The 26,945-nt window shown below is 65.1% G+C and carries 18 protein-coding genes and 1 pseudogene; 8 read left to right on the top strand and 11 right to left on the bottom strand.

Annotation, left to right across the window (positions count from 1 at the left end; genetic code table 11):
- Positions 1-284: 284 nt before the first annotated feature.
- The 4 genes and pseudogenes from ACYOEI_RS36570 to ACYOEI_RS36555 all read right to left on the bottom strand — a co-directional run bounded on the left by ACYOEI_RS36570 (position 285) and on the right by ACYOEI_RS36555 (position 5,651).
- Positions 285-1,229: a MinD/ParA family protein gene (locus ACYOEI_RS36570; protein WP_462855316.1), complete on the bottom strand. Its 945-nt coding sequence runs from the start codon at positions 1,227-1,229 to the stop codon at positions 285-287.
- A gap of 276 nt (positions 1,230-1,505) precedes the next feature.
- Positions 1,506-1,876, bottom strand: a pseudogene (locus tag ACYOEI_RS36565) (four helix bundle protein).
- A gap of 329 nt (positions 1,877-2,205) precedes the next feature.
- Positions 2,206-3,384 (bottom strand): flagellar biosynthesis GTPase FlhF, encoded by a 1,179-nt coding sequence (flhF, locus tag ACYOEI_RS36560; protein WP_462855315.1) that lies wholly within the window; start codon positions 3,382-3,384, stop codon positions 2,206-2,208.
- 134 nt (positions 3,385-3,518) lie between these two features.
- Positions 3,519-5,651 carry a flagellar biosynthesis protein FlhA gene (locus ACYOEI_RS36555; protein WP_462855314.1) on the bottom strand — a complete coding sequence of 711 codons (2,133 nt, stop codon included), beginning with the start codon at positions 5,649-5,651 and terminating at the stop codon, positions 3,519-3,521.
- A 1,559-nt stretch (positions 5,652-7,210) separates the two neighbouring features.
- On the opposite strand from ACYOEI_RS36555, the gene ACYOEI_RS36550 reads away from it, so the two are divergent.
- On the top strand, positions 7,211-11,980 hold the full coding sequence (locus ACYOEI_RS36550) for a beta strand repeat-containing protein (RefSeq protein ID WP_462855313.1): 4,770 nt from the start codon (positions 7,211-7,213) through the stop codon (positions 11,978-11,980).
- A gap of 336 nt (positions 11,981-12,316) precedes the next feature.
- Positions 12,317-14,269, top strand: a complete 1,953-nt coding sequence (locus tag ACYOEI_RS36545) for a S8 family peptidase (protein ID WP_462855311.1) — start codon at positions 12,317-12,319, stop codon at positions 14,267-14,269.
- 30 nt (positions 14,270-14,299) lie between these two features.
- On the opposite strand, the gene ACYOEI_RS36540 is transcribed toward ACYOEI_RS36545, so the two are convergent.
- Positions 14,300-14,575 carry a hypothetical protein gene (locus tag ACYOEI_RS36540; protein WP_462855310.1) on the bottom strand — a complete coding sequence of 92 codons (276 nt, stop codon included), beginning with the start codon at positions 14,573-14,575 and terminating at the stop codon, positions 14,300-14,302.
- 841 nt (positions 14,576-15,416) lie between these two features.
- Here ACYOEI_RS36540 and ACYOEI_RS36535 point away from each other — a divergent pair.
- Together ACYOEI_RS36535 and ACYOEI_RS36530 are read left to right on the top strand one after the other, a co-directional pair.
- A complete protein-coding gene (locus ACYOEI_RS36535) occupies positions 15,417-15,821 on the top strand; it encodes a hypothetical protein (RefSeq protein ID WP_462855309.1) in 405 nt (134 codons plus the stop codon).
- Positions 15,822-15,918: 97 nt separating this feature from the next.
- Positions 15,919-17,289 (top strand): alpha/beta hydrolase family protein, encoded by a 1,371-nt coding sequence (locus tag ACYOEI_RS36530; RefSeq protein ID WP_462855307.1) that lies wholly within the window; start codon positions 15,919-15,921, stop codon positions 17,287-17,289.
- A gap of 194 nt (positions 17,290-17,483) precedes the next feature.
- Here ACYOEI_RS36530 and ACYOEI_RS36525 read toward each other — a convergent pair whose 3' ends face one another.
- Positions 17,484-18,278, bottom strand: a complete 795-nt coding sequence (locus ACYOEI_RS36525; protein WP_462855306.1) for an SDR family NAD(P)-dependent oxidoreductase — start codon at positions 18,276-18,278, stop codon at positions 17,484-17,486.
- A 306-nt stretch (positions 18,279-18,584) separates the two neighbouring features.
- Between ACYOEI_RS36525 and ACYOEI_RS36520 the strand changes: the two genes are divergently transcribed.
- From ACYOEI_RS36520 to ACYOEI_RS36505, 4 genes are all read left to right on the top strand, one after another.
- Complete coding sequence (locus tag ACYOEI_RS36520) at positions 18,585-20,360, top strand: GIY-YIG nuclease family protein (RefSeq protein ID WP_462855304.1); 1,776 nt, start codon at positions 18,585-18,587, stop codon at positions 20,358-20,360.
- Positions 20,361-20,560: 200 nt separating this feature from the next.
- Positions 20,561-21,889 (top strand): Gfo/Idh/MocA family protein, encoded by a 1,329-nt coding sequence (locus ACYOEI_RS36515; protein WP_462855303.1) that lies wholly within the window; start codon positions 20,561-20,563, stop codon positions 21,887-21,889.
- Between the two features lie 190 nt (positions 21,890-22,079).
- Complete coding sequence (locus ACYOEI_RS36510) at positions 22,080-22,466, top strand: type II toxin-antitoxin system HicB family antitoxin (protein WP_462855302.1); 387 nt, start codon at positions 22,080-22,082, stop codon at positions 22,464-22,466.
- A 9-nt stretch (positions 22,467-22,475) separates the two neighbouring features.
- Positions 22,476-22,727, top strand: coding sequence for a type II toxin-antitoxin system HicA family toxin (locus ACYOEI_RS36505; protein WP_462855301.1), 252 nt, complete (start codon positions 22,476-22,478; stop codon positions 22,725-22,727).
- A 320-nt stretch (positions 22,728-23,047) separates the two neighbouring features.
- On the opposite strand, the gene ACYOEI_RS36500 is transcribed toward ACYOEI_RS36505, so the two are convergent.
- The 5 genes from ACYOEI_RS36500 to ACYOEI_RS36480 form a co-directional block, all read right to left on the bottom strand.
- Complete coding sequence (locus ACYOEI_RS36500) at positions 23,048-24,082, bottom strand: EscU/YscU/HrcU family type III secretion system export apparatus switch protein (RefSeq protein WP_462855300.1); 1,035 nt, start codon at positions 24,080-24,082, stop codon at positions 23,048-23,050.
- Positions 24,083-24,086: 4 nt separating this feature from the next.
- Positions 24,087-24,845, bottom strand: coding sequence for a flagellar biosynthetic protein FliR (locus ACYOEI_RS36495; RefSeq protein ID WP_462855298.1), 759 nt, complete (start codon positions 24,843-24,845; stop codon positions 24,087-24,089).
- 97 nt (positions 24,846-24,942) lie between these two features.
- Complete coding sequence (locus ACYOEI_RS36490) at positions 24,943-25,209, bottom strand: flagellar biosynthetic protein FliQ (protein WP_462855297.1); 267 nt, start codon at positions 25,207-25,209, stop codon at positions 24,943-24,945.
- 162 nt (positions 25,210-25,371) lie between these two features.
- Positions 25,372-26,364: a flagellar type III secretion system pore protein FliP gene (locus ACYOEI_RS36485; protein ID WP_462855296.1), complete on the bottom strand. Its 993-nt coding sequence runs from the start codon at positions 26,362-26,364 to the stop codon at positions 25,372-25,374.
- Complete coding sequence (locus ACYOEI_RS36480; protein ID WP_462855294.1) at positions 26,361-26,903, bottom strand: FliO/MopB family protein; 543 nt, start codon at positions 26,901-26,903, stop codon at positions 26,361-26,363. Before ACYOEI_RS36480 ends, ACYOEI_RS36485 begins: the two co-directional genes overlap by 4 nt.
- Between the last annotated feature and the right edge of the window lie 42 nt (positions 26,904-26,945).

Here is a 26,945-nt window from a genome sequence, read left to right as displayed (position 1 = left end):
GTGCTTCGTCGGGGCAGACGCCGTTCGGGGCGGCGTCGCGGGACGGGCGTCCCTCGAGTGATCGAGGTCCGAGTCCGTTCCCTGCCCTGATCCTCTCGCGGTCCAAGGAACCCAATCTATCCTCATCTATCGGACAATCGGCGGAACCCGCTTGAACGGCGCCGAAAAAAGATTCGTTAGAGTCGGCATCCTCCGGGAGATCCCCACCCCGGCGACACCTCGCAGCCATCCATCGTTCGGACCTGCCCTGTCCAAAACCAAGCTCAAGCTCAAGCGTACGCCCGTCAGCGGGCGAGCCGGCTTAGCGCCCAACGGGCGGCAAGCGAGGCGAAAAAGCCTGGACGTCGATTCGCGGTCGGCTGGCATTCCTCGACCAGATCCCTGGCGAGCCGGCGCACACCCCTCGAGGCGACCGAAGTCGGGTACGCGACCACGAAGGGCCGACGCATCCGGACCGCCAGGGGGACATGCGGGTCGGCACGGACATACCCGAGCCCGGAGACGACGGTCCCGAGGAACTGCCGGCTCGAGGCGGCGAGGCGTGCCATGACGTCGGACGCTTCCGACGCCGAGGTCGCCTGGTTCACCACGACCCGGAGCCGGGACGGCCCCACGAGGCGTCGAAAGCGACCGATCACCGCGTGGGCGTCCGCCATCGAGGTCGGCTCGGGGGTCGTGACGATCACGACCTGCTCGGAGGCCGCCGCCAGGGTCGCGATCCCGGGCCCGAGGCCCGAGCCGGCGTCCACGAGGAGGAAGTCGGCCCCCGCCTCCAGCTCCGCGAGCTCTGTTACCAACCGCGCCGGGCCGTCGTCGAGGATGTCGACCAGGGTCCGCATCCCGTGCGCCCCGGGCACGATCCGGATATCTCCGGGGCCCGAGACCAGGGCCTCGGCCAGCGGGCAATCCCCCGCGAGCACGTCCCCGAGGTCGCTCGACGGCGCCAGGCCGCAGAGTAGATCAATATTGGCCAGGCCGAGGTCGGCGTCCACCAGCACGACCCGTCGGCCAAGCTCACCGAGCGCGATCGCCAGGTTCAGGGCGAGGTTCGACGTCCCCACCCCCCCCTTCCCGCTCGTTAAGAGCAACGATCGCACACCGGCCCTTATCTCCCCTTCTCCCTCCCCTTCGGCCTCGGCCTTGCGGGACAGCCCCGGACGCTCGGCCAACGCCGCCGTCCCCGAGCGTGCCCTCACGAGTTGTCGCAGTCCGTCGGCTTGGTCGGACATGGAATCCTCTAGGGAGTAGACAGTAAACAGTAGACAGTAAACAGTAGGGAGCAGAGAGGAATCAGGAGATAGGGAGTAGGACGCACGAGAAAAGAGGCGGTCGGTTGTTTGTTGTCATCAGGAGTTTACAGATCGAGAGCATAAAGGCGTCCAAGAGTAGGGACAACACGAGAATCGGCCGATTTGGCCAACACTTGAAAGGCATAAGGGACAAGAGTAGAGACGGGCGAAGGGAGAAGAGCTGGATGTGAGGGCGTCGCCTGCGAAAAAGTCGAATTAAGAGAGGTCTCGGTCGTCGTAGGATGTGATGGCTCGGATGTAGGATGAGAGCATTCGGCCGACCTCGTCTAGAGACTCACTTAACTCGAACGTTTCTCCATAACCTAGGTCTCGAGCGAGGATGAGATAATAGCGACACTCTTCCAAAGAGCCTTGTGAAATATTGTTAAATCGCACCTTATCACGCCGACTATCTTCTTGAACCCTTCCGCGATATTCGCGGGTATCGAGACGGCAGCACGGCGAAATTGCGACGTCAGTCCAAACAGTTCATGACGAGGGAATCGCTCCGTAAATCGATAGACAGACAATACCCAAGCGTGAGCCTTTTGCCAGACCAATACATCCTCGAAACGCTGCGATCCCAAAAGGCCACTCCTTACATCGTTTATAGAATCCGGTCAACAGCCTTACTCATACTTCGCGACTTGTGACTCACAGGCGGAATCTCAGCGCTTCGAGCGGTTCTCTGCCGCAATGCATCCGGAAACTCTCTTTTCTACGGCCCCGCGAGGCCCTCTTCCGGAACGCTTTGCGACACGAAATACCAATACCGACGCGGAGCGTCGAAGACGGCATTCCCACGGGGACCGTGGGAACGAGTTGCCCCGGGTCGCCTGAAAGCTTCGTGGGGTGTCTTCTCCTCTCTCCTGCCTTCTCTCTTCCCCCCTTCTGTTTACTGTCTACTGTCTACTGTTTACTCCAAATTCTCATGCCCCAAGATCAGCCGCGCCAGTCGTCGGCGATTGGCGGGCTCGATGTCGTCGGGGACGGCCTGGCCGGTGGTGAGGTAGCTGATGGGGCGGTTGGCCTGGCCGAGGACGGAGAGGACGCCGCCGAGGCCGTCGGCCTCGTCGAGCTTGGTGAGGATGAGGCGATCGGCGCGGACCATGGAGAAGCGGTCGACGGCGGCGCGCAAGCTCCGTTCGCCGGCGACGGCGCTGAGGACCAGATGCGTTTCGTCGGGCTGTGCGGCGTGGAGGAAGTCGGAGAGCTCGCGGATCTTGACCTCGTCGCGGGGGCTGCGGCCCGCGGTGTCGATCAGGACGAGGTCGACGTCGCCGAGCTCGTCGATCGCCCGGCGCATCTCGCCGGGGGCGTTCGCGACGGCGAGGGGCAGGTCGATGATCTCGGCGTAGGTCCGGAGCTGCTCAATCGCGGCGATTCGGTAAGTGTCGACGGTGACGAGCCCCGGCCGGAAGCCGTGGGCGAGCTTGAAGTTGGCCGCGAGCTTGGCGACGGTCGTGGTCTTCCCGACCCCCGTCGGCCCGACGAGCGCGACGACTCGACGGGTGCCGACGACCGCGGCGATCGGCGGGGCGATCGGGACGCACGACTCGACCGCCTCGCACAGGGCGTCGCGGACGGCGTCGGGACGATGGACGTGCTCCGGCTCGAGGCGATCGGCGACGTACTTGACGAGCCGCCTGGCCAGGGTCTCGGGGACCTCGGCCTCGAGGAGCTGGGCATAGGTCGGCACGAGCTCGCCGGGGAGGTCCGGCAAGAGATGGTCGATGCGTCCGTGCCGGCTCAGGTCCTCCACCATCGCGTGCAAGCGGCTGAGCTGGTCGCCGAACTGGGCGTGGAGCGCCTCCGACGCGACCGTCGGGGCCGAGACGACCGTCGAGGACATGGTCGGCGCGACCTTCCCCGAGGTGGCGGCCCTGGAGGCCTTCTTCGATGACGGGGTGGCCGACGGGCCGACGACCTGGCTCTCGGACGCGGTGACCTCGATCAGCTCGCGGGACCCCAGGCCGAAGAGGCGACGTCGGCGCACCTCGCGAGTGCCCAGGATGACCGCGCCTCCGCCGAGGTCCCTCCGGACCTGGGCCAGGGCTTCCTTCATCGTCCCCGCTCGGTACGTTCTTGGGGTCATTGAGCCCTCGATCCCGTGGTCTCGCCAGGGGCACCACGCCCTCGGCCGGATGGTCTGATCGACTCCGTCGCCGTCGCCGTCTCCCTCAATCCACTCCGCTCATACCCGAGGCCAGTCCGACCATCGTCCCAAGCTCACGAGGTCACGGCGACCGCCGTGGAGAACGAGTTGACGGCCGAGTGGGCCTCCTCGACGACGACCCCGAGTGTCTCGACCGGGGTATCTCGGGGGATCTCACGCTGGCTCAAGACGACGAGTCGCGGCAGGTCGGCGCGGGTGAGGTCCTTGAGGACGGGCCGGGCCTCGGCCGAGCCGAGGACGATCGGCGGCAGGCCCGCCTCGACGAGGACCCCGACGGCCGAGGCCACCGCGCGGACGATGCTCCGCGTCGCCTCGCCGCCGAGTGCGGTCGCCGGCCGCATCTCGACCTGGTTGCCGGCGGCCACCAGCCTGGCGTCGAGCATCCTCGACAGCGAGACCACCCGCAGGCGACCATCGGCCCCCTTGTACTGTTCGGTGATCAGACGCGCCAGGCCGCAACGGACGTGCTCGGAGAGGGCGTCGGTATCCTTGATCCGCCCCGCGTGCACGGCCAGGGTCTCGAGGATGGTCTCGAGGTCGCGGATGCTCACCCGCTCGCGGAGCAGGTTCTGGAGCACACGTTGGAGCTCGCCGGCGCGGAGCAGGCCCGGCACAACCTCGTCGACGAGCGCGGGCGAGGTCACCCGGACGCGGTCGAGGAGCCGGCCGACCTGCTCGCGAGTCATCAACTCGTCGGCATGTCCGAGGACGATCTCGCCGAAGTGGCCGGCGACGACCGCGGAGGCCTCGAGGATCCGGCAGCCAGCGAGCTCGGCGACCTCGCGGCCGTCGGCGTGGATCCAGACGGCGGGCTGGCCGGTCACCGGGTCGACCCCGTCCCGGCCGTCGGGCCGGGTGACCAGGCCGGCCGGGGGGACGGCCAGGAGCCTCCCCGCATAGGCGATCCCCTGCCCCACCACGGTCCCTCGGATCCTCAGCCGGTAGTCATAAGGGCCCAGCCCGATCTCGTCGCGGATCCGCACCTGGGGCACGATCAGGCCCAGGTCCTTGGCGACCCGGTGGCGGATCGTCCGGAGCCGGTCGAGCAGGTCTCCCCCTCGGGTCGGCTCGGCCAGGCCGATCAGGCGGTAGCCGATCTCGAGCTCGAGCGGGTCGACATGGAGCAGGTCTTCCATCCGATCCGCCGGGGGCTCGGCCGACGGGGCCACGTCCGCGACCTCGTCGGGCGAAGCCGCCGGTGTCGACTCGACCGGGCGAATCCCGAGCCAGTAGGCCCCGGCCGCCAGGGCCGACGCCAGGCCGAGGAGCGGGAGCTTGGGCAGCGGCGTGAACGACAGCACGGCCAGGAACGCCGCCGCGACCGCCAGGACGCCTCGACGCCCGAAGAGTTGATCCACAATGTCCTGGCCGAGGTCGGTCTCCGTCGACGACCGGGTCACGATCAAACCGGCCGCCAGCGAGATCAGGAACGCCGGGACCTGGCTCACCAGGCCGTCGCCGATCGTCAGCTTGGTGAAGACGTTGACCGCCATCCCCAGGTCCATCCCATTCTCGACGATCCCGAGATAGAGACCTGCGGTGATGTTGATGGCGATGATAATGATGCCCGCCACGGCGTCGCCGCGGACGAACTTGCCCGCACCGTCCATCGCCCCGAAGAAGTCGGCCTGGCGATAGACCGACTCCCGGCGCCGGTGCGCCTCGTGCTGGTCGATCAGGCCGGCGTGCAGGTCGGCGTCGATCGCCATCTGGCGCCCGGGGAGGCCGTCGAGCATGAACCGCGCGGCCACCTCGCTGATTCGCGTCGCCCCCCGGGTGATCACCACGAACTGGATGATGACCAGGATCGCGAAGAGGATCGCCCCGATCAGGACGTGGTCGCCGCTGACGAACTCGCCGAAGGCCCGGATCACCCGCCCCGCGGCGTCGAGGCCTTCCTTGCCCCCGTAGGTCAGGACCAGACGGGTCGTCGCCACGTTGAGGACCAGGCGGGTCAGGGTCGTCGTCAGCAGGATCGTCGGGAAGGCGCTGAACTCCTGCGGGCTCCGGATCGAGAGCGTCGTCAGGAGGACGAGGATCGACAACGTGATGTTGGCCGCGAGCAGCAAGTCGAGCACCGCCGGCGGCACCGGGATCACGAACACGAGGATCGCGCCCACAATCGTGACGGGCAGGATCAGGCTCGACCAACCGGCGGCCACGGTTCTCGATGCAGTGGGAGGCATCCCTTCCCCTCCACGACCCAACAAATTAGGAATAACAACCCCGGCTCCGACACGCACCCGACGCCCGAGCCTCCTGCGCGGGCGTCGCATCGCGAGGAATGTCCGCCAGGCCCTTCAGCCCGGCCATCCTCGCGTCCCTTTGCGGTCTCGAAACCGCGTCAATCCGCTGGAAATATAGGTGGAAGTTCGTCGAGGTGATGAGCGTCGGACGTGTGGCGGGACGATACCCCCCAACGCCCGGGATGTCCAGACCGAAACGGGCCTCCGCCCCCCTCGCCCCATCGATCCACACACGCTCAATCCTGACATCCGTAGAGGGCCGCGTCTCCCCAACCCGGTCGGCCCTTGGACTTCGCCGTTGCCACGCGAACAGACCAGGGATATCCCGCTGTCGAAGCGCGGAGGCGTCCCTAAGACGGACGTCGCGACACTGAAATAGGCAACAACACAACCAGCCCATCGTCCCGTCTTAGCGACCCCTTTTAATCCCTACAATCCGACCAGCGATCGAGCCCGACCGACGAGTCAGCCCCCCCCTCAAAGGACACGTTTTGGAAATTTAACAGAACGATCAGGCGGTCTGTTGTGACAGGCCAAGACTCACCATAACCTCTTTTTTGATGGCAAATTAGACCAAATCAGGACGTTTCCGGACTCCTCCGAGCACGAATCTCTCTGTGATGGACGACCCGGTCTTTCCCAGAAAATACCCCAAGAGCGTGGGAAGATGTCCTATTGTTTGAATGATGGCAGTACTGACGGTTGCGACGATCCGACGAGCGGCTCAATAACCCAACGTTTTCTTTCTTTATTTTTCTTGAATACCACAACACAAGGCTTGACTCGCGAGGAAGCGATGTCCGTTGGGATTCCCAAGAGCGGCAACGGCGTCCCGAAACGCCGACCGAGTGTTGGGACACCGGGGGCAAAATGCTCACAAGACACACAGGTGGACCTTGCAACCCAAGACCCCCAGTTTACCGATTTTCTCTTGGACTTTTCGACTCCATTCTTGTATGCTATTCGAACAACAGGTGGGGGGTGGTGGGCTCGCAGACCTTTTGCGTTCCTGCCCTTTGTGCAGAGTCGCACCCTCGACCGCTGCTATCAGAATCCAAGCGATCCCTTTCGCTTAAAATAGCAGAAGATCGGTCGCCGTCGCCGCGAGGCGTTGGTCGACCAAGGACCTCGGTGCGTGCACAAGGTCGACGTGCACGGCCTTGGGCCGCTCCGCGGATATCTCGTCGAACAGCCCCCGGAGGGAGGCAAGGCCCCGAGTTGATCGGGCCGAGCGTTCCCGAAGGGTCGGCCTCTCCCGTTTCGGTGTCGGCCGACGGCCGGTACCCCTTAGTCCCCGGCTTGACCATTGCGAGGGCCGCACGGTGCCCGTGCGGGCCGGAGCCGACTTCGGGTTCCTGACCACACTCCCTGACCGTTTGCGTAACCAACCCGGTCGAGGGCAGCGTCCATGCTGCGCCCTCTTCGAAACTCGAATTCTCGGGCAAGGAGCGAGAATTCCATCTCAGGGATGATGCACCGACGTAGACGAGATCAGACCCTTGAGATCCCCCAAGAACTCGAACGGGCAGAGCTTTCGCCCCGCGGTCGTTGACCTGGAATGCCGGCGCCTGCTCTCGAACGTGACCGTCAGCTATGCGGGGGTCGACGGGAGCGATATGGTCGGGCCCACGGCGGCCGTCGGCCCAGACGGGGTCCCGGATCTCCATATAATCGTGTCGGGCGTGCCGACCTCGGGGGCCTCGCCCAACCGAGTCGCATCCCCGATCCAGTCGTTAACGATCTCCGACCCGGCCGATTCGGACTTCACCTGGGTATTCGGGAACAACGCCCAGCTTGGACCGAACGTCGTCTATAAGGTGCAGCCCGTCGGGCCGAACGACACCACCGAAACAATCGACATCTATATCAACCCGACCGTCGTGAGCGCCGACCAGACGCAGACCATGTCCCTGCCCACCGGCAGCACGCTGAACATGGCGCTCGCGTATGCGGTGAATAACGTCACCTCGACGTTCAACACCTCGACGATCAAGCCGACGAACCTCGGCCGGCCGGCTCCGGCGAGCTCGCCGTCCTCGGCGACCGTGGTGACGAACTCCCCCTATACGGCGGTGCTGGGCAGCCAGGACGCAACCTACGGCACGTCCCACCTGACCGTCTCGAATCTCCCCGCCGGGGTGAACTTCCAGTCGATCGAGATCAGCGACGTCGCGGGGAACACCTGGTACCTCGGGAACCCGGGGAACTCGGTCTTCAACGTCTACCCGACGCGCCTCTCTTCGACCTCGTTCGACCTCGGGTTCAACTCCGTCCGGCCCGAGGGCGGGTCGACGATGCTGGTGCGGTTCCAGCTCAAGAACGACTCGAACTACTACGTCGTCCCGTTCGTCGCCTCCTCGTCGCAGACCAACCCCAACCTCCGCGACCCGCAGACGAACGTGATCGCGGGCCAGGCGCCGATCCAGGTCTACCCCAGCACGCAGGTGGACAGGGTCAGCTACGTCGACGCGAAGGGGACGCACACGGTCGACATCCAGACGCTCCTGGACATGGCCAAGCCGGGCAGCAGCCCGCGCTACACCAACTTCGTCTTCAACGACGGGGTCACGGGGGGCATCTACACCTTCGACAAGACGTTGCAGGTGAACTCCGGCCTGATCCTCAAGGCGGCCGACCCCAAGGTCACGTTCCTCTTCAACTTCTCCGCGACCGGCACCTATGACGGCGCGATCAAGATCCACTCGAGCCACGTCACCCTCCAAGGGTTCCAGGTCCGCTTCACCGGGCCGACCCACCTGGGCTTCACCTTCGGCAGGGACACCTATCAGTCGGCGATCATCGACGGCTTCGAGCTCGGCCAGGCCTCCCGGGTCGACATCAACATCATCGGCCTGAACATCCAGGCGGTGATCGACCCCACCGCACCGACCGCCCCGGGCAACACCGAACCCAACGCGATGCTCGACATCGCGATGGGGTATTACTCCTCCGGGACGATCGTGGGCAACACCCTACTGGGCGGAGGGATGTCGTTGCGGTTCGGCCCATGGTCGATCCTCAACAACACCTACGTCGGGGCGCTCGCGGGCACGGTGTGCATGGGCGTCTTCAACATCAACAACCCGATCGACGTCGACATCGAGGGGAACACGGTCGTCACCTCGATGCCCGGCTACACGACCGGGGGCGACGTCTACGGCCTCTTCTCCGCCAACTACGGCGGATACAACATCACGCTCAAGAACAACGACGTGAAGGTCGGCATCGTCCCCCCGGGCACCTCCGGAGACGTCCCGAACCATCCCGAGGTGATCCTCACCGAAGGGTACTCGTACCTCTTCGAGGGGAACACCGCGGCGCTCAAGTTCTCGGCCGACCGCACGCTCATCGCCCTCCCGACGGCCATGCTCGGGGTCCTGCCCGGCAGCGGCAGCGTGATCACCATCCTCAACGGCCCGAACGCAGGCCAGTGGTACACGATCGCCCAGACGTTCCAGTCGTCCGACTCTTCGACGATCTATCTCATCCTCCAGGGGATGGCGACCCTGCCGGCCGGGAGCTACGACATCGCGATCTCCTACGGGTATCGCGACTACAACATCATCGGGAACACCCTCGACGTCAGCGGCACGAGCTCGACGGCCCTCGTGCTGACGTCGGGGCTCTTCGGCGTGACGGTGAGCGACAACACTTTCATCGGCGACGGCACCCGCATCAACTCGAACGGCTGGCAATACAGCCAGGCGATCCGGGCCCAGGTCAGCTACACGTCGGGGAGCGGCCCCTTCGACGGCTGGTCGTACAACCCGATGGCCGGCGTCGTGATCACCGACAACATCATCAAGGACGCGATCGGCGGCATCCGGGTCTCGATCGACGACGCGTTCACCAAGACGACGCTCGGCCGATCGTACGCCTTCCTGACCATCGACGATAACGACTTCATCTACTCGACGGTCTACCGAGACGCCCAGGGGAACGTCCTGGCCCCGCTGGTCGTCGGGACCGGCGGCTACTACGGGTCGATCGCCAACAACGTCGTCTCCCTCGCCGCCGGGGCGCTCGGGTTCAGCGATCCCCGAGACCTCGACCTGACGATCCAGGGGAACACGATCCAGTGGGTCGGGGTCGCCGCCCCTTCCTACTCGTTGCAGGTCGTCTCCGCGTTGGTCAACGGCAGCATCGTCCTCAACCAGAACAGCGCGATCCCGGTCAACACCTCCTCGCCGGTGGTCGACCTGAGCGGCCAGTACAACCAGGTCGGCATCACCTCGCCCAACGGCACGGTCGCGGGGCAGTTCGGCCCCACCGGGACGAGCTACTCGTCGAGCTCGCTCCCCGGTCAGGTCGACTTCGGCCAGGCGAACTTCCTCCTCGGTCGGGTGAACACCAACGACGAGGTCGCGGCGAAGGGACAGTCGATCGCCTTGCCTTCGGGCCAATACGCCGGGATCGCCCTGCTGGCGGCCTCGAGCAGTGGGGTCCAGACCGTCACGTTCGTGGTGAATTACTCCGACGGCTCCCGAGACCTCATCACACTGTCGATCAGCGACTGGATCGGCGGTTACACCGGCGCCGGGACGACCGGGCCCGGCGAGACGATCGCGGCCACCGGGCTCCTGAACACCGCGAGCGGATCGACCCAGGTCCTCGGCAACACAAACGCATACCTCTATGCGTACTCCCTGCCGATCAACTCGAGCAAGACCGCCGTCAGCGTCACGCTCCCTTCCAATGACAAGGTCAAGGTCCTGGCCATGAACATGGTCGGCTCGGCCGCCATGTCGACCTCGAGCGGCACGGTGCAGACCCCCTTGGCGGGCAACGCGGTGGGGACGACCTCCGACTCCAACACTCGAGCCGGGAACGGCAACGCCCTCCCCGGCATCGACGGCGCCGGCAACACCTACTCCGCAGACCTCCTCGGGTCTTCCATCACCTGGGGTTCCTCAGACTTCGCCATCACCGGACCTGGCTCCTACAACGTCGTCCAGTCCGCCGCACAGCCCGTCTCCATCCCGCTCACCCAGGGGCGTTACTCCTCCATCCAGTTCCTCGGGGCCGCCGTCAACGGCGCGCAGTCCGGCACCTTCATCGTCACCTACAACGACGGCACCACCTCCGCCGTCACCATCAAGCTCAGCGACTGGGCCTCCGGCGGCGGTGCCCCCGGTGAGACCATCGTCAAGCAGATGGCCTACCGCAACACTCCCAACGGCAAGAGCTCCGGACTCTCCTTCTACGTCTACGGCTACTCCATCGCACTCGACCCCAACAAGACCGTCGCCTCGCTCACGCTCCCCAGCAACAACGGGAACATCGTCATCCTCGCCGTCGACCAGGTGGCCCTGCCGGCGACGAGCGTGCAGAGCTACGGCCCCGGGCAGGTCCCCTTGACGGGCAACGCGGTGGGGACGACCTCCAACGCCAATACCCTCGCCGGCAGCGGCAGCAACTTCTCCGGGATCGACGGAGCGGGCAACTCCTACTCCGCAGACCTCCTCGGGTCTTCCATCACCTGGGGTTCCTCAGACTTCGCCATCACCGGACCTGGCTCCTACAACGTCGTCCAGTCCGCCGCACAGCCCGTCTCCATCCCGCTCACCCAGGGGCGTTACTCCTCCATCCAGTTCCTCGGGGCCGCCGTCAACGGCGCGCAGTCCGGCACCTTCATCGTCACCTACAACGACGGCACCACCTCCGCCGTCACCATCAAGCTCAGCGACTGGGCCTCCGGCGGCGGTGCCCCCGGTGAGACCATCGTCAAGCAGATGGCCTACCGCAACACTCCCAACGGCAAGAGCTCCGGACTCTCCTTCTACGTCTACGGCTACTCCATCGCACTCGACCCCAACAAGACCGTCGCCTCGCTCACGCTCCCCAGCAACAACGGGAACATCGTCATCCTCGCCGTCGACCTCGTCGGGCAGGTGAGCACGACCCCCGCCGCGACGCCGGTCGTGCTCAAGTCCTCGGCCATGATGCTGTCCGCCGCGACTTCGACAAGCGCAACGACCTCCACCATCTCCGCGATGGCGATCGCCGACACCTCGACCCCCACGACCCTGGCCCTAGCGACCTCGGCCGTCGTCACGACGGTCGCGGCACCCGCAACGACCTCGACCACCCCTGGCACGATCTCGGCCGAGTCGGTCGCCGCACCGCAACAGAAGGTCGCGATCATGGGCCGCCGACACCCGCACGGGGTCAAGTTCCCCCACCTCCGCCCTGCCCTCGCGGCCGGCCACAAGCTCCCGCACCGGGCCGTCGGCCACTTCCCGGGCCTCCACCGAGGCGGGAAATCCTAAAACGAAGAGTCCCGACATCGAAAAGCCTCGCCCGCGTCGACCAAGTCGGCGCGGGCGAGGCTTTCTGCGTTCCTGGGCCATCGGCCAGTTCGGCCAACAGCTCAGGCGGGATGGGAAGCGCAGGGGCGGAGCAGGTGCCAGTTTCCGGGCGAGGTCGGTCGCGTCGACCAAGGAACGGTTAGCAGAGCCGCTCCGCTCAGGGACGCCCCCTAACCGGGTGCGAAAGCAACGACTTCGGACGGAGAGGGGTTTCCTGCGGGCCACGGCCCGAGTAAGTTGATCCAGGTTGAAATATGTAATGGGCACCAAAAGTATTAGTAGAAGAGGTATCTAGTAATGGTAACGGCCGCTTCCTCTCCGCCCCCTCTCACCGGTCCCAAGGCGCTCGATCCCAGGCTCCGCCGTCTCGTCTACGACCTGGATCGAGCTGCCGGTTCCCGGCTTCGATCGGATGTGTCCAGCGCCTTCATCGCGTCGAGCGAGGACCTGACGCCGACACAGGCCCCTGATACCCAGAAACTCTTCAAACGCGTCCTCGTCAAGCTGGACCGGGACAAGATTCCGGCGGCGATGGCGGGCCTGGACTGGTCCAAGATTGTCGATGATATCTATTCGGTGAATGTGCCGATAAATCGCCTACGCGACCTTTCAACGACCACCGGTATCCAGTTCATCTCGGCGGGCCATCCGATCGGAATGGATCTCGATACGTCGCGGGCCGAGGCGCGGGCCGACCTGGTCCAGGCTCCTCCCCCGGGGCCCGATCTCAAGGGCGCGAACGTGATCGTGGGGATCATCGATTTCGGCTGCGATTTCACGCTGCACGACTTCCGGAATGCCAACGGTTCCACCCGGATCGCGTTCCTCTGGGATCAGTCGCTCGTGCCCATCGCAGGAGAGAGTTCTCCGGTCGGATTCGCCCACGGGGTCGAGTACACGGCGGCCGATATCGACTTCACCAACGGATTCGTACCATCATCTGGGGTCACGGTCCGGCATAGCACAGGACTCTCGGAGCACGGAACGCACGTCCTGGGGATCGCCGCTGGGAATGGGCGGTCGGGGGACGCGGCTTTTCCAGCCGGCAACTACATCGGGATGGCCCCGGAAGCGACGATCATCTTCGTCCAGCCGGCCGCCAATGACCAACAGACGACGTTTACCGACTCGGTCCACGTGGCCGAGGCAGTCGCTTATATTTTTCGGAAGGCCCAGGAGCTGCACCTGCCCTGCGTGATCAACATGAGTCTCGGGCAGAACGGTGGGAGCCACGACGGCGAGAGTATCGTGGAGAGGGCGATCGACCGACTCCTGGACGAGCCGGGTCGCGCTTTTGTGGTGGCCGCGGGGAACGAGCATGTTTGGCGGCCCCACGCCTCCGGGGTGATCGCCCTCGGCGCGAGCCGCAACCTCCACTGGCGGGTTGGCGGTCCGATCCCGCCCCCCTTCGGGCCGACGCCCCCCGGACCGGACCGTACGCCCAACGAGATGGAGATCTGGTATTCGTCACGCGACCGCTTCGAGGTCCGCGTCATCGACCCTGCCGGCAACGCCACTCCTTTCGCCGCGCCCGACGCTCCGCCAATCGACCACCCGATGCCCGGCGGAAACCGGGTCTTCGTCGACTCGGAGCGGTTCACCGTCATGAACGGGGACGCTCGGGTCTATATCGAAGTCAGCCCTGACGCGGCGGTCCCCGCTGTCATTCAGTCCGGCGTCTGGATTGTCGAGATCCGCGCCATCGAAGCCCAGGACGGGAGTTTCGACGCCTTCATCGAGCGCGACCTGCGGAGCCTGTCAAACAACTTCGCCGACCAGTCGATCTTCGACGGGGCCGACTTCGACCCAACAATGACCCTGGGTACGCCTGCGACCACCCGGCGCGCCATCGCGGTCGCCAACTATCGCCATGCTCCGCCGATCGCCATCAGCGACTCCAGCAGTCGCGGTAGGACCCGGGACGGCCGGACCAAGCCGGAGGTCGCCGCGCCGGGCACGCAAATCCATTCGTCGAATTCGCAAGGGGGTCGGCCGGCCCCCGCCCCGGCACTCCCCGGGACGATGATCCCGATGCGCGTCAGCATGAGCGGCACCAGTATGGCGGCCCCGCACGTCACGGGAATCGCCGCCCTCTTGCTTCAACGCGAACCTCGCCTGACTTCGTCCCAGATCGTCAAGATCCTGGTCGCTGCGGCCCGCCCTCACCCGGGTGCCGCCGGGCCAGGATACGACATCGCCTTCGGCTTCGGCCTGATCGACGCGGACGCGGCGGTCAGGCTCGTCCCCTGAGTGACAACCCTCCGCACCGCCGGGGCCGGCTCATTTCCGATACTTCTGGCCGGCCTCGACCTGGACGACCCCGTCAAGATCGGCCAGTTCGGAGAGGTGCCCGGCCCCGATGTCCACAGTCACCAGGTTGGCCTCAGGCAACCAGGACCGCACCGACCCTCCGTAGGCCGTGACGCCTCGCTCGAAGGCGAGACGGTCGATCGAGGACGCGACCTGTATCAGGGTGGAGACCGTTTCGTTACCCGTCGACCGCATTGCTATCTTCTTCGCTGAGGACCCCAGACGCTTTGAGAGGATCGGGTTCATAGCAGCACCCTTGTTCTCCGGGACTCGGGAGCGAACGACGGATCTGGACCTGTCGGCCTGGGCGCGCGCCGCCGGTGCGGGCCGGGAGGACTTCAGCGAAACGGAGTTCGGATCGTCGGCGCCGACGCAGCCCGCCGGGGCAAAGGCGATCCCTACAGCGAGCAGTGCCGTCGACGGGGCCGAACCGGCCGAGTTAACGCATCGAGCAATCAACATCCCCAGTTCGAATCGCCTCGGAGCCATCATCGATCCTCCAGCCTTCGGAGTCTCACAGCATCCAACCGGCGAACAACGAATAATTGTCGCACAACCAGCATCAAAGATCGAGCCAAGAACCTGGACAGAACCAGAATTTTGACAGATAAGGACCAATGGCAGCGACAACCACCAAGGCTGGTGGAGGTGGATCACGCAGTTCTCCCGCGCACCTCGGGTTGCAATTCCCCTAATCGAATGCCCAATGCCCCGGGACGACACGACCCTCTCAACAAGGAACCGGAGATCCCACGACCAGGGCCCGCGGGACGCGGCCCAACCGAAAGAGCCGACGCCTCCGACTCGGCCACGCTACCATCACGCGATGCCTCGAGGTCCTCGCACCGCTCCTGCGCCTTCACTTGCTCGACACGTCCCCTTGATCAACACGTGGCGGAATCGCCTCCGAGACTGTTCCGTGGGAGCCGGTCAAAGCCTCGGCGAATCTCGATGAACCCTTTTGCATATCAGGGATCCTCTCTGTTCCAGGCCCTGGCTACGGCTCGCCGCGCGGGTACAATCGCGGCCAGCGACGGGTAGTCGGTCTACTTCGGGCCGTCCCCGACGCGCCACGGTCTCGGAGGCGATGATGAAGGCAATCCTCTCAATCTCAATGGCGTTGGCCCTCGGTGTCTGCGGCCTGGCGGGTGCGGCGGATGATAAGGCGGCCGATCCGGTCGGGACGTGGAATTGCGAATACGAGGTCGGCGGCCAGCAGCGGACCTCGACCCTGGAGATCAAGAAGGACGGAGATAAACTCACCGGGACCATGAGCTGGTCGAACCAGAAGGACGAGATGCTCAAGGATCTGAAATTCAAGGAAGGAACCCTGACGTTTTCCGCCGTACGGAAGGTCATGGATAACGAGATCTCCATCGACTACACCTTCAAGGTCGACGGCGACAAGCTCAAGGGGAAAGGTGAGACCGAGTTCGGTGGCGACAAGCGGGAGTTCGACATCGAGGCCAAACGGGAAAAGACGGACAAGTGACCGTCGCGCCCAGGCCTTGCCGCCAGCTCGATCCTCGTCGATCGGTCGAACCCTGAGCCTGCACCACCTACCCTCGACTCGACCCGGAACGCCCCACATGAGCCCTGCGTCCTGTCGCCGCTCGACCATCTGCGTCATCCTGCTCGCGGTCGCCACCAACTCCGAAGTCCACGGCCAGCAGCCTCCCTACGACGTCTTCCCTCCGGCCGATCCCCCCTATTACCGGGTGCGGTACGAGCCGTCGAAGGAGCCTGGTGGCCTTGCCTTCGGCGTCAACTACACCGCCTGGTTCCCGCCGGGCGTGAAGGCCCTGCGCGGGGTGATCGTCCACCAGCACGGCTGCGGCGAGGGGTCTTGCAAGTCCGGGCTCACCGGGGCGTACGACCTCCACTGGCAGGCCCTGGCGAGGCGTCACGATTGTGCGCTGCTGGCCCCGGCCTACGAGCAGCCCGAGACGGCCGACTGCCAGAAGTGGTGCGACCCACGCAACGGTTCGAGCGATTCATTCCGTAAGGCCCTGGCCGACCTGGGGGCGAAGTCCGGGCATGACGAGTTGGCCAAGGTCCCCTGGGCGCTCTGGGGCCACAGCGGCGGTGGCCACTGGGCGGGTGGGATGGTCATGATGCACCCCGAACGCGTGGCGGCCGCCTGGCTGCGCTCGGGGGTCCCCCTCCTCAAGCCGAACCCGCAGCGGCCCGAGATCAAAGTCCATAACTTGCCCGACGCGGCGCTCGCGGTGCCGTTGATGTGCAACCTCGGCACGAAGGAAGGCGTCACGGTCAAGGACAGCCGATTCTCCGCGGTCTGGCCCGCGAACGAAGTCTTCTTCGGCGAGGTCCGCTCTCGAGGCGGCCTCGTCGGGGTGGCCGTCGATCCGCTCACCAGCCACGAGTGCGGCAATCAGCGCTATCTCGCGATCCCCTGGCTCGACGCCTGCCTCACCGCCCGCCTGCCGAAGACGCCGGGCGAACCCTTGAACGTCATGCCCGCCGGCGACGCCTGGCTCGCCGTCCCGACCGGGACCGAGGCGTTCCCTGTGGCAAAGTTCACCGGCGATCCCCTGAAGGCCGGATGGCTTCCAAACCCGACGATCGCGTCGGCCTGGATGCCGTACGTCAAGGACACCAACCTGCCCGACGCGACCGCACCGCCTGCCCCGACGAACCTGCGAGTCTCCGGGGGGACCCTGCGATGGGAGTGCGCGGCCGACCTCGAGAGCGGATTGGCCGGATTCGTCATCGAACGCGATGGTGAGCTCCTCGCCAAGCTGCCCGAAAAGCCCAGCAACCCCTTCGGACGCCCCCTCTTCCAGAACCTCCAGTACAGCGACACCCCTTCACAACCGCTCGTCCCCATGGAATTCACGGATACGACGGCACGACCCGGTGCAACCCATACATATAAGGTAATCGCCGTGAACACGGCCGGGATGAGGTCCGAACCGGCCAGTGCAGAGCCGGGAAGGTGAAATGATTGACACTCCTCGCCAATCTCTACCGAACCCTCAGCCGAGGATTCTTTCACCACAAAGGCACAAAGGTCAGTACCCCAAGGGAACGGATCCCTTTCCAATGTCCTCTCGGGACCCTTTGTGTCTTTGTGGTGAGTCTCCCACTGCGTCAACCGAAGACGACTCGGTGGACTTCAGCGAGGCGTCTCCATTTACTCCCACGCCGATCGGAGCCAGATCCCGCCGTCCACAGGGATCGCTGCGCCGGTGATGTAATCGGCGTCGTCGGAGGCGAGGAATGCCGCCGCTTTTCCGATGTCCTCGGGCGTACCGAGCCGACCCCAGGGTAGCGTCGGGCCGGCTTTCGCGATCGCCTCGCTGCCGAAGGACTCGTGTTCGCCCGGTGTGTCGATCCAACCCGGCTCGATCACGTTGACGTTGATCCGATGGCGATAAAGCTCGGTGGCGATGGTGAGCGCCATGTGGTTCAGCCCGGCCTTGGCGGCGTTGTACGCGACGCTTCGGGCATAGGGCGTCTTCGCGTGACAGCTCGAGATGAAGACGATCTTGCCGCCACCGCCCCGCTCGACCATGTGGCGAGCCACGAGTTGGGCCATGTGAAATCCGCTGCTGAGCGTCCCGTCGATCACCCTGGCGAACGTCTCGGGGTCGTAGTCGAGGAAATCGGCCCGGCGGTTGAACGCCGGATTGCTCACCAGGATGTCGATGCGTCCCAGGGCCTCAATCGCCCGAGCCACGACCTGCTCGCAGCTTGCTCGCTGGAAGACATCCCCTTCGACCAGGGCCGAGCGACGGCCCAGGGCCAGAACCTCCTCGACCGCGGCCTCAGCTTGGGCGGTGCGATCGCGATCGTTGATCGCCACGTCCGCCCCGCCCTTGGCGAGCTCCAGGGCGATCCCCCACCCGATCCCTCTCGCCGCGCCCGTCACCAATGCCGTCTTGCCCAGGAGTTTCATCAGCGTCGAGGCCCTGTTGAGGATTGCCATCGTCTGCTGACGAGAATAGCGGCCACGGCGAGGCGAGGCAAGCAATGGACGCAGGCGGGGAAATTGGCGAAAAGTGGCCGTCAAGTCAAAGCCAAGAAATGAGCACCCCTGGCAGAGGGAAGCGTGGAGTGGGAAGACTTCCACGAAGGTAGACCACGAGAGCCGAGCCACAACTCGATTCAAAGCAAATGCAACGCTTGGCACTTTGCATATTCACCGTTGCCCACCGTGATATCCCACCTCATAATAGCCTTCCCCAATGACACTAGGGGCTACTTAAAGAACCGTCACGCCAGGACCTTATTCATGCTATATCTGATCCTCGGCATCGTCTGCCTGGGCCTATTTGCTGCCGCGCTCTTCTTCTTCCTCAGATCCAACGAGCTTTCCACGCAGATCAAAGCAGCGCAAGACGACTGGCGACTCAAGGAAGACGACTATACTTCCGAGCTTGCCAAACTCGAAAAGATCAGGCACATCCCGAACGTCGTCGAAAAAGCCCGACGAACGCAAGCCGAGGTCGAGGCAAAACTGGCGGAGGCGGACCGAGCGGCTACCGAGAGGGTTTCTGACGCGAACCGACGGGCAGAAGAGATCGTCCATCGCGCCTTGGCGGAGGCTCAGGATCGTAGCCAACAGATCAAGTCCCAAGCGGAAACGCTGAAATCCGAGGCGACAGAGTCGCTACGGTTGGCGAAGTGGCAGGCCCAGAACGCCCTCGATGAAGCCCAGAAAGAGGCAAAGGATCTGGCGTCGAAAGCCCGCAAGGACACGAAAGAGAAGCGGGACAAAGCCGAGTCAACCCTGGAGCAGGCCATCGCGTATGCCTTGGAGATTCGACAAAAAGCCGACCATCGTGCAACGGAAATAGCCGGGGAGGCTTACGAGGCCAAGGGCAAGCTTCGGGACTATGAGGCCGCGATACATGCCATTGAGAACAGAATCAAAAAATACGACGGTGTCTTCATCATCCCGGCAACCCACTTACTCGACGAACTCGCCGGGGATTTTGGCTTCCAGGACGCCGGTACGCGGCTGAAACTTGCAAGGGAGAGAACCAAGCGCATGCAGGAGAACGGCACAGCCGCGACCTGCGGCTACAGCGAGGGATGGAAGAAAGAGCACGCGTTGAAGTTCGTCCTTGGCACGTTTAACGGAAAGATTGACACGATCCTTTCACGACTGAAGCCCGGCAATCAGGGCAAACTCCTTCAGGAGATCAAGGACGCCTACGCCATCGTGAACCTGGACGGTGAGGTGTATAAGAACGCCCGCATCCAGGAGGAATACCTCGACGCTCGGCTCGATGAAGTGAAGTGGGGTGTGGCGGTCCTGAAGATCAAAGAGAAATCCCGAGAAGAGCAGCGGGCGATCAGGGAGCAGATCAGGGAGGAACAGAAGGCCAAAAAGGAGATTGAGAAGGCGATCAAACAGGCCGTGCGCGAGGAAGAGTTGGTCAACAAGGCTATTGCCAAGCTTAGGAAGCAGTTCGAGGAAGCGAGCGACGCTGAGAGAGCTAAGCTCGACCTTCAGATTATGGAGTTGGGAGCCAAACTCGCCGAGGCCGAGGAGAAGGGTAAGAAAGCGATCTCGATGGCCCAGCAGACGAAGCAGGGGCATGTCTACATCATATCCAACCTCGGGTCATTCGGCGAGAACGTCTATAAGATCGGCCTCACGAGGCGGATCGACCCCACCGAGCGTGTCAGGGAACTGAGCGACGCGAGCGTCCCTTTCCCGTTCGATGTGCACGCGATGCTGAAGTCCGACGACGCGCCGGCATTGGAAACGATTCTGCACCGGCGATTCGTCGAACGGCAAGTCAACAAAGTTAACAGGCGCAAAGAGTTCTTCAAAGTTAGTCTGAAGGAACTTAGGGAAGTTATCGACGAGCTCGGCATCGACTGCACTTGGACGCTGGAATACGAGGCAAGCCAGTACCGTGAGACTCAGGCGTTGGAGGAGGCAATGCGCTCGAATTCCGGGCTAAGGAAGCAATGGCTGGAAGAGCAGGCGACGTTCAAATTCGACGATCAGGACTTCGAAGACGCAGAGCACGAGCTCGAAGATGCAGAAGCGTGATTAAATCATCTAGAAAATTAAAACATTTCCGAACTACGCTTTATATCAATCTCTTCACAATTTTACGATGGTCTGGCGCCTAACGAGGCCGTCGACCTCTCGCCTCCGTGCCGAAGTCCGGCTTGTGCGGGTCGGCAGGGATGCTATCATCCCGCGTCTTGCCGGGACGCGTTCGGGGAGGGTCGACGATGCCGAATGGGATGCTTTCTCGTCGCGGGTTTCTCGGGGCCACGATGGCGTCGCTGACGCTTGGGGCCGGCCTTCCCGTCTGGTATGCACGCGAGGTCGCGAATCGGGCCCGCGCGAAGCGGGCTCGCGCGCGGAAGCGGGTCGCTCCGAGCGAACGGATCGGGTTGGCGGCGATCGGCGTCGGCGGCCAGGGATATCGGCTCATGACGGAGGCCGTCCTGAAGCGCCCCGACGTCGAGCTGATCGCCGCGTGCGACGTGGACGCCGACTGTCTCCGGGCGGCGATCGAGAAATCCGAGCTCGACGGGGTCGTCGGCTACAACGACTTCCGGGACCTGCTCCAGCGCCGGGACATCGACGCGATTACGATCGCGACGCCCGACCACTGGCACACGCTGATCGGCGTCGCTGCGATGCGGGCGGGGAAGGACGTTTACTGCGAGAAGCCGCTGACGCTGACGATCGACGAAGGAAAAACGTACAGCCGAGTCGCCAAATCGACGGGCCGGGTCGTCCAGGTGGGAACTCATCAGCGATCCGACCCGCGTTTCCGACTGGCCTGCGAACTGGTGAGAAACGGTAGGATCGGCCGTTTGAGCCGGATCGAGACCCGCGTCGGTGCAAATCCGCGCCCCAAGCCGCTCTACCCTTCGGCGGTCCCGAGCGGGCTGGATTGGGACCTATGGCTGGGGCAGGCGCCGGCCGTCCCCTACATCAAGGAACGGTGCCGATACGACTTCCGCTGGTGGTACGAATACTCCGGCGGGAAGCTCACCGATTGGGGCGTTCATCACAACGACATCGCTCAGTGGGCGATGGGGGCCGACGAGACAGGTCCCGTCACCATCGCAGCCGAGAATACCCCGGTCGGCACCGATCCCAATGCCTACTACTGGCCGTCCGACTTCAAGGTCACCTACACCTATGCGAACAGCGTCGAGCTGATCTGCTCGGCCAAGGGAAAGAACGGGATCCTCTTCACGGGCGACGCGGGCTGGATCTTCGTCGACCGTGCCAAGATCGAGGCGAGCGACCCCCGGCTGCTTAACGAGCCGCTCTCGGCGAATGCCATCCGCCTCCACTCGTCCGACGATCACATCCGGAACTTCCTCGACTGCGTGAAGACCCGAGATACGCCCGTCTGCGATGCAAGCATCGGGCATCGTTCGGCCAGCGTCAGCCACCTCGGCAACATCGCCATCCTCACGGGCCAATCGCTCCAATGGGACCCCTCAGCCGAGCGATTCGTCGCCAACGCGGCGGCCGATGCGAGGCTCGCCCGCCCCATGCGATCACCGTGGACGCTTGATAGCCAGCAAGTCCACATCAGATTTATCTAATTAGAAACGTAAACAAATATCAAATTTTACGATATTCGCCGACACTATCGCGCGATGATATCACGTACTTCCCATTCCACGTCCCCTACTTGATTCGCGTTGACCTGCTACGGATACTGAGGTGTGGAACGGCAGTCATCCTGGGAAGCGCACTCGTATTCGTCCCCGATGCACTGCGAAAGTGCCAGGGATGCTCGGCTGCAAGGCCCGGAGAGGCGGTGAGATGCAGAAACTCAGACTATCCCTACGAGTGGTTTTCTATCGAGAGGGAGAATACTGGATCGCTCATTGCCTTGAATTCGACCTGCTCGGAGATGGCGAGACGAGGAAGGATGCACTGGAGAATCTGTCGGCGGCGATCGCCCTTCAGATCTCGGCTTCCATCGAAAACAAGAACCCCTCAAATCTCTTCAGCCCCGCTGAGGGCAAGTTCCTCGAGATGTTCGCGGCCGGGAAGGATATCGCAGAAGGTCAACTTCAAGTCCAGGTTCAGCAGCTTCGCGAGACATTCCCTATAGTCGATGGCGTCGAAGCCCGGGAGTTTGAAGGAACCATTCCCGAACTCGCCTTGCGCTGAGGACGCCTGATGGCCGACCGTACGATCAAGATGGCCGATCTCAAGTCGATTCTCAACCGATACGGTGTGGGGTGGTCGGAGCAAAGAGGAACGGGCTCGCACATCCTCTTCAGCAAAGAGATGGATGGCGGAATTTTCACGTATCCCATCCCAACTCACGGCAAAGATGTCCTTGCCTGTTACCTGCGTGGCGTTCGAAAGAAGTTCAAGCTGAGAGCCGAGGACGGAGTCGCCGACAAGGATTTTTACAGCAAATCCTGACCGACCGATCTCCGAGGGTTTATCGCTAACCCTCGGGGCGTGAACATTCGAGGCCGGAGGCTATCCACGACGGGAACGTCGTGGCCCTATCGAAGTCCCATTACGGTCCAGGCACCGTCCATCCACGCTGCCTTTTCCGCGGCTGCAAAGCTGTGCCCCCATCACGCGGTTCGTCGATCGGCACGCCGTTCATCCCGTGGACGCTCCTTCTGACGCGATTCCTCCAGGCGGTGGCTCAGCAGCACGTGCTCGGGTTGCCCCGACGCCCAACGCTCGGGCAGCAATTCGGCCAAGCGTTCCAGGCTCGCGTCCATCGACTTTCAGCGTTCCGGGGCCGTCGGCCAGATCGAGGCCAGCTCGGTCATCAACTCGGGAGGGATGGGGAGCGCGGGGGCGGAGCGGCCGGCGAGTTTGCGGGCGAGGTCGGGCGCGTCGACGGAGGGGATCTTGGCCTTCTCGGAGGCGACGCGGAGGGTCAGGCCCGAGCTGCCCTGCAAGGCGGAGCGGACGGAGACACGCCGAGGGGGGGGGCCTCCTCCGAGGATGAGGGTCAGGCCTCGAGGGCCCTGGAGGACGAGGGAGGCGCCGGTGAGGATCTCGGCGGAGTCGCCTCGCCAGCTCCGGGCGAGTCGGCGACGGCGGGCACGGAGGGCGGGGTCGCCTTCCATCGAGCGCATGTCCTCGCGCTGTTCGTCGGGGGTCATCATCAGCCGGGCTTCGAGCCGTCGGCGCTGCAGGGCGAAGTCGATGAGGCCCAACGCCAAGGTCGCGGAGGCGAGGGTCAGGGCGAGGCTGCGGAGGGCGTGGCCAACGGCCGAGGCGAGGGCCGGGGTTTCGAGCTCGGCGAAGGCCTGGGACGCCGGCCAGCCTGCTCGGATCGACCAGACGGCGGCGGCCAGGACGACGGCCGTCTTGATGATGGCCCAGAAGGTCCGGGCTCCCCGCGCCGCGAGGCCGGGGCCTCGCCCGAGGCTCCAGAGCCGCTCGGGGTCGGGGAGGGCCAGGCCGGGAACCCAGAGGCCGCCGACCTGCGCCTGGTGGACCGCCACGGCGGCGGCCGAGGCCCCCGCGATGATGAGGCCCAGCGGCCAGGCCACCGCGAGGGCCTGCCGGCGCAGGAGGGCGACGACTTCGCCAGGGTCGGCCGAGAGGGGGGGCATGCCCTCGAAGGGCCCACGCAACAGCGATACCAGGGCCAGGGCCAGGTCGTCGCCGAAGGCCCCCAGAAGCGCCACCGCCGCGAGCAGGGCCGAGGCGCCGGTCAGCTCGGGGCTGTGGGCCACCTGCCCGAGCTCGCGGGCCCGCTGGAGGCGCTGTTTCGAAGGGGATTGGGTCCGATCTTCGGACTCGGACATGGCTTCAGCCTCCCCCCGGCCAGGACGTCCAGGCCCCAGCGATCGTGACGGCCAGGGTCGCCATGCCGAGGCCGACCACGATCAGGCCGATCACCGAACGGACGGGCATCGACAGGGTCACGAGCGGCAGCGAAGGTGCGGCCTTGCCGAGTAGCCCGAGTGCGACTCCCGCAAGGGCCAACGCCAGGGCCGGCGGCGCGGCGGCGCGGAGCGCCAGCTCCAGGGCCTGGCCGACTCGGGCGAAGGCCAACGTCGCCGTCTCCTCCGACAGGGTCACGCCTCCGACGGGCGCGACTCGGTAGCTCTCGACGAGCGCCTGGACGAGGACGAGCGGGCCGTCGAGCGCGAGGAAGATCGCCAGGGCCACGAGGCCGTACCAGTGCCCGAGGGCCGTCATTTCTTCACCGGCGTCGGGGTCGAAGAGGGAGGCGGCCGAGAGCCCGGCCTGGGCCCCGACGATCTCGCCGGCCTGCCTCGCCCCGGCCACGATCAGGGCGGCCGACCACCCGAGCCCCGCGCCGACCAAGGCCTCGAGCAGACACGCCTTCCCCAAAGCTTCCAGGCCGATCGGGACGGCGACCTGCGCCGAGACCGCCGGGACCAGGATCGCCCCGAGGACCAGGGCCAGGGCCAGGCGGGACCGCCAATCCGCGCCCGGGACCGCCAGGCCCGGGGCGGTCCAGGCCAGCCCGAGGACCCTCGAGAGCACCAACGCCCCCGTCCCGGCTTGCCCGAGCAACCAGGCGAGTTCGATCGGCGTCATCGGTCCGGGCTCGTCGGCCCGAGGGTTCGACCCGTCTTCGCGTCCATGGCAGACTCCTCCTGAGGCCGGGGCCGGCACGCCCGCTTCGGTCGCCTCGTCAGAATGACCCCGGGATCGACTCGATCAACTGGGTGGCGAACGCGACCCAACTCCCCAGGAGCCAGGGCAGGATCAGCATGACGACGAAGAGCACCGCGACGAGCCGGGGGACCAGGCCGACCACCGGCTCGTGCATCTGGGTCATCGTCTGCACGACGCCGACCACCAGGCCGACCAGCAAGGCCACGCCCAGCGGCGGGCCGCTCAGCAGGATCGCCAGGCGGATCGCCTCGCGGGACCAGTCGACGACGTAGGACATTTCCATCGGGCCCGCTCCTCGTTCCACTCGGCGGCGGTCCCGAAACCCGTTCTTTCTTAAAAAAAGACGGGTTTCTGACGCGCTCGACGCCGACAACTCTTGCCGGGATGCCGTCGCCTAAGGCCACAGAAACCCGTTTTTTAAGAAAAAAACAGGTTTCGGGACAGCTCAGGTCGCGAAGCTCCGCAGCAGCATCGAAGCCACGAGCATCCAGCCATCGGCGAGTACGAATAGGATCAACTTCAGGGGCAAGGCCACGAGCGAGGGGGGGAGCATGAACAGGCCCATCGCCGCGAGCACCGCCGAGACGACCAGGTCGACGACCAGGAACGGCAGGTAGATCGTGAACCCGATGACCAGGGCCGTCGTCAGCTCGCTGAGCAGGTACGCCGGGGCGATGACCCGGAGCGGGACCTCCTCGACGGTGGCCGGCTCGGGCTGCCCCGCCGAGCGCGGGACCGCCAGGTCGTAGAGCTGGAGCAGGTAGCGCTCGTGCTTCGTACGGACGATCTGTTCAAACATGAATTGCTTGATCGGCCGAGAGCCCGACTCCCAGGCCTCGGCGGCGGACGCCCGTTTCGAGTTGTACGGCTCGATCCCCTTCTTGTAGACCTCCTCGGCCACCGGCTGCATCACGATCGCGGTCAGCAGGAGCGAGAGGACCATGAGGACCTGGTTGCCGGGGACCTGCGGGCTCCCGAGCGCCTGTCGGAGCAAGAGCAGGACGATGTTGATCCGAACGAATGCCGTCACCATCAGGAGCGCCGCGGGCGCCAGCGAGACGAGCGAGAACAGGGCGACCGTCTTGAGCGTCCGGACGACCTGGTCCGGGTCGTCGGTGCCCAGCGGGTTCGCCGGGGTCGTCGCGGCGGCTGCGGAGACGGCCGGGTCGGCGGGACGTCCGGTGGCCGGCGGCGGGGCCGAGGGCCCTGGCTTGCGGCCCGAGGGGGTCGCGACCGTCCGAGGGGGCCGCGCGGCCTGAGGTGCGGGCTCCTCGACCGAGACGGCCTGGTTCGACAGGACCACCGAGCCTTTCGACCCGCGCTCGTTCGGGGCGGTCGGTCGGCCGGGGGGCGAGGCGCCGAGCAGCACGACCACGCCGATCGCGAGGGCGAGAGAGGGCCGACCGACGTTCCTCCAAAGTCGGGGTCGCGTGTTCATTCGTCGTCCCCCACCCGGCGATCGAAGGAGGACGTGACGACGGTCGGAGCTCGGCGCCCTGGAGGGGCGAAGGCTTCGAGGTCCTCGGGGTCGCTGAGCTCGCCGAGCAGCGAAGGCGCGCCTTGCGGGCCGGCGCCCACGATCAGGACGCGGCTCCCCGCCCGGAGGAGGTAGACGGTGTGCTTGGGAGAGAGGCTCGTGCGCCCGACCACGCGGAGCGGCCCGGAGGCCAGGCCGGGCAGTTGGCGTCTCGTCGCGACGCCGATCCCCCCGATGACGGCCAGGACCACCGCGACCCCGGCCGTGCCGAGCCACCATGATCCCGAACGACCTTGGCCCTCCGACGACCCTCGACGGAGGACGTCTCGGGACGGCCAGGGGTGCGAGTCGGAAGCCTTGGCGGAGGGGACGCTCGAAGGGGCCTCGGCCTGGGCGGCCTCGGCGTGGATTGAGAGCGGGCTGAAGGCCCATGCCCCGAGGATGAGGATCGTTCCCATCCCCGCGAGGGCGCGTCGGCGAATCCTGGTTGCGCTCGGCATTCGCAAATCCTTCGCGAAAGGGCCGTCGGCGTACTCGAATGT

The organism is Singulisphaera rosea (genome assembly GCF_054877945.1).
This window is presented reverse-complemented; position numbering and strand designations above follow the sequence as displayed.